The following is a 3,861-nucleotide window of genomic DNA, read 5'->3' as shown; positions in this document are numbered from 1 at the left end:
AAGGCTCACCCGAGGCCAAGGGCGCGCAGCGCCGGCGCATGCACGAGATTTTCAAGCAAAGCGCGCGCAAGTCGGTCGGCACCGCGCACGTGGTGCTGACCAACCCGACGCACTTCGCGGTCGCGCTGCGCTACGAGCGCGGGCAGGACGAAGTGCCGGTGGTGGTCGCCAAGGGCCGCGGCGCAAAGGCGCTCGCGATTCGTGAGCTGGCGCAGGAGCTGGAAAAGCCGGTGCTCGAATATCCGGCGCTGGCGCGTGCGGTCTATTACACCAGCCGGGAGGGCCAGCAGGTCCGCGACGACCTCTATGTCGCGATCGCGACCGTGCTCGCCTTCGTGTTCGGCGTGAACCTGCGCGCCGGCGGCGGCCAACCCAACGTGATCGTGCCGGATTCGGCGCTGTTCGACGAAAACGGCGTGCGGGTCGCCCGGGCCTAAAGGTCCGCCGCGCGCGGCCGATAATGCATTGAGGAGACGAAGATGTCCGACTCGATTGCAGTAACGCTTGGCATTGGCTCGGGCATCGACACCAAGGCGCTGGTCGCTTCGCTGGTCGACGCGCAATTCGGCGCCAAGACCAAGGCGCTGGAGGCGCGCAAGGACACGCTCGCCGCGCAGATTTCGGCGCTGTCCCAGCTGCGCTCGGGCCTGACCGGCTTCTCGTCGGCGCTCACGTCATTGACCTCGAGCGGCACGCTGTCGACCCAGCCGGTCAGCTCCGACAGCTCGGTGCTGAACGTGGCTCTGCTGCCGGGCGCGAACATCAGCGGCCTTTCAGCCAGCCTGGAGGTCAAGAAGCTCGCCAACGCGCAGGTGGTCACGTCCGGCAGCGTCGCCGACGCGACAGCGGCGTTCGGCAAGGGCACGCTGACGATCACGCTCGGCGCCGCGACCTACGACGCGAGCGACGTGCCGACCGGCTTCACCCCCAAATCGGGCGCGACGCCGGTGACGGTCACGATCGGCGACGGCCAGAACAGCCTGGCCGGCATCGCCAGCGCGATCAATGCCGCCAAGGCGGGCGTCACCGCCACCGTCATCACCGATTCGACCGGCTCGCGCCTGTCGATCAAGGGCCAGACCGGCGCCGACCAGGCGTTCACGATCGACGTGGCGGAGGACGCCTCCGCGCCCGGTCTTTCCGCGCTTGCCTACAACACCGGCGCGCAGGCGATGACGCTGACGCGCAAATCGAACGACGCGCTGGTCGCTCTCGACGGCGTCGACGTGCTGCGATCGACCAACTCGTTCAGCGACCTGATCGCGGGCGTGAAGCTCGACCTCGTCAAGGAAGCGCCGGGCCAGGTGATCGCGATCAACACCTCGCCGCCCACTGCGGCGCTCAGCCAGGCGGTCAACGACATCGTCGAGACCTACAACCAGCTGATAAACATCGCGAAGCAAGACACCAACGCCACGTCGGGCGTGCTAAAGTCGGACACCGGTGCCAAGGACCTGATGCGCCAGCTGCGCGAGCTGACCGGCCAGGACATCAACTCAGGCGCAGCCGATGGCGAACCGAAGACGCTGGCGGAGCTGGGCGTCAAGACCAACCGCGACGGTACGCTGTCGGTCGACGCGGCGACGCTGCAGCGCGCGCTGTCCGAATCCGGCCCGGCGGTCGAGCGGATGCTGAACGTCGGCCTGGGCTCTGCGCTCCGCCAGATTTCGCTGTCGCTGACCGGTCCCGGCGGCGCGCTCACCTCCAGCCAGTCGGGCTACAGCCGGCAGCAGGAGGATATCGCCGACCAGGAGCTGAAGCTCCAGACCGACAGCGAGAACCTGACGCAGCGGCTGACGCTGCAATATGCCAGCATGGATGCGCGCGTGTCCGCCTACAAGGCGACGCAGAGCTTCCTTGAGCAGCAGATCGCGTCCTGGACCAAGAGCGCGTGAGCTATGCGTCGCGCCTCCATCGCGATCCGCGCGAAACCTACCGGTCGGTTGACGTCGCGAGCCGCACCGGGGGCGCCAACGCGCACCAGCTGATCGCAATCCTCTACGAGGACCTGCTGCGCGAGCTCAGGCTGGGCGCACTCGCGATCGACGAAAGCGATCATGCCGCCAAGAATGCGCGGCTCACCAAGGCGATCGCTCTGCTGTTCGCGCTGGAGGCCGGCCTCGATTTCGACAAGGGCGCGTCGGTGGCAGAGGCGCTGTCGCGCTTCTACCGCGGCTGCCGCGACGCGGTGATGCGCGCCAGCATCGAAGGCAATGCCGCCCTCGTCCGCGACGTGGTCGCCAACGTCGGCGAAATCGCCGACAGCTGGCAGGCCATCGGCCGCGGCTGATCACTCCGCCGCGACCGCCTCCATTCTGAGTTCGCTGCGGCGCGGGCGTTCGATCGTGCGCGCGAACCAGGCGATGGTTTGCTCCAGCCCTTCTTCGAGGCCCATCTCGGGGCGCCAGCCGAGCAGCTTCTTCGCCTTCGCGATGTCCGGCCGCCGGCGGCGCGGATCATCGACCGGCAGCGGACGATGGACCAACTCGGCATCGCTGCCGGTCAGCGCGATCACGCGTTCGGCCAGCTCCGCAACGGTCAGCTCGATCGGATTGCCGAGATTGATCGGCCCCGGCTGCGCGCCTTCGTAGCGCGACAGGCGGACCAAGCCTTCGACCAGATCGTCGACATAGCAGAAGCTGCGCGTCTGGCTGCCGTCGCCATAGATGGTGATGTCGTCGCCCGACAGCGCCTGGCAGATCAGGTTGGAGACGACGCGCCCGTCGTCCGGCCGCATCCGCGGGCCATAGGTATTGAAAATGCGCGCCACCCGCACCTCGGCGCGCCCCAGCCGGTCGAAGTCGAACGCCAGCGTCTCCGCCGCGCGCTTGCCTTCGTCATAGCAGGCGCGCGGGCCGGTGCAGTTGACCCAGCCGCGATAGCTCTCCGGCTGCGGGTGCATTTCCGGATCGCCATAGACTTCGCTGGTCGACGACAGCAGGAACCGCGCGCCGGCGCGCTCGGCGAGGCGGAGAAGCTGCGACGCGCCGACCACGTTGGTCAGCATCGTGTGCTCCGGGTCTGCCTGGTAATGCGGCGGGGAGGCGGCGCAGGCGAGGTCGTAGACGAACGCAAGGCTGCGAGCGCTGCGCGTGAGCGCCCCCGGCAGCGGATCGGTCACATCGCCTTCGACGAAGTCGAACCGGCTCTCCCGCCGCAGATGCCGGATATTGTCCTCGCGCCCGGTCTGGAGGTTGTCGAAGCACAGCACGTGGAAGCCGTCATCGATCAGCCGGTCGCAGATGTGGGAGCCGATGAAGCCGGCACCTCCGGCGACCAGGGCAGTTTTCTTGGTGCTCATCGTCCTGCTCCGACTCTTGTTCTTGCGGCCTGCGGCTTCGGCGAGTTGCGTTTCCAGCTCGGCGGCCCGGTGAGCGGCGGTGTGGCCGGCCAGCGTACGCTCGCGCGCGCCCGTACCGACCGCGGCGGCGTCTGCGCCGAGCGCCGCGATGACATCGTCCGCGCTCTCGGCCATCACGATCTCGCTACCGGGCGCGAACAGCCGGTCGAGCCCTGCCCAGCGATCGGAGATGATCGCGGTGCCGCATGCGCCCGCCTCGAACAGGCGGACCGAAGGCGACCAGCCGGCCTTGACCATATCGGCCCGCGTCACGTTCAGCGTGAAGCGCGAGGCTGCATAGAAGGCCGGGTGATCGGCGGGCGGCACATGGTCGATCCGCTCGACATTGGCGGGCCAGTCGATGTCATCCGGATATTGCGGCCCGGCGACGACGAAGCGCCGCTCCGGGCAGCGCCGCGCCGCTTCGATCAGCAGCGTGTCCAGCACCGGCTGCCGGTCCGGGCTGTAGGTGCCGAGATAGGACAGGTCCCAGCGCTTCTCCGCGTCGAGCGGCTGGTAGA

At 68.3% G+C, this 3,861-nt stretch carries 4 protein-coding genes; 3 read left to right on the top strand and 1 reads right to left on the bottom strand.

Annotated elements, in window-relative coordinates; all coding sequences use genetic code 11:
* From VFT73_RS12360 to VFT73_RS12350, 3 genes are all read left to right on the top strand, one after another.
* A partial coding sequence (locus tag VFT73_RS12360; protein ID WP_326411546.1) for an EscU/YscU/HrcU family type III secretion system export apparatus switch protein occupies nt 1–437 on the top strand: 437 nt, incomplete at its 5' end.
* Nucleotides 438–479: 42 nt separating this feature from the next.
* Entirely contained in the window at nt 480–1,895 is a 1,416-nt protein-coding gene (gene fliD / locus VFT73_RS12355) for a flagellar filament capping protein FliD (RefSeq protein WP_326411544.1), read from the top strand.
* The gene (locus VFT73_RS12350) at nt 1,892–2,290 is read left to right on the top strand and encodes a flagellar protein FliS (protein ID WP_326411542.1); all 399 of its coding nucleotides are present in this window, start codon (nt 1,892–1,894) and stop codon (nt 2,288–2,290) included. The genes fliD and VFT73_RS12350 overlap by 4 nt, the downstream gene beginning before the upstream one ends.
* Here VFT73_RS12350 and VFT73_RS12345 read toward each other — a convergent pair.
* On the bottom strand, nt 2,291–3,861 hold a 1,571-nt coding region (locus VFT73_RS12345), incomplete at its 5' end, for a bifunctional glycosyltransferase/UDP-glucuronate decarboxylase (protein ID WP_326411540.1). It lies immediately after the preceding gene.

This window comes from Sphingomonas sp. (genome assembly GCF_035758555.1).
Lineage (GTDB): Bacteria > Pseudomonadota > Alphaproteobacteria > Sphingomonadales > Sphingomonadaceae > Sphingomonas_B.
This window is presented reverse-complemented; position numbering and strand designations above follow the sequence as displayed.

Bases quoted from the DNA above. Each gene is read 5' to 3' on its own strand.
- fliD (WP_326411544.1), top strand. From the start codon at position 480: ATGTCCGACTCGATTGCAGTAACGCTTGGCATTGGCTCGGGCATCGAC.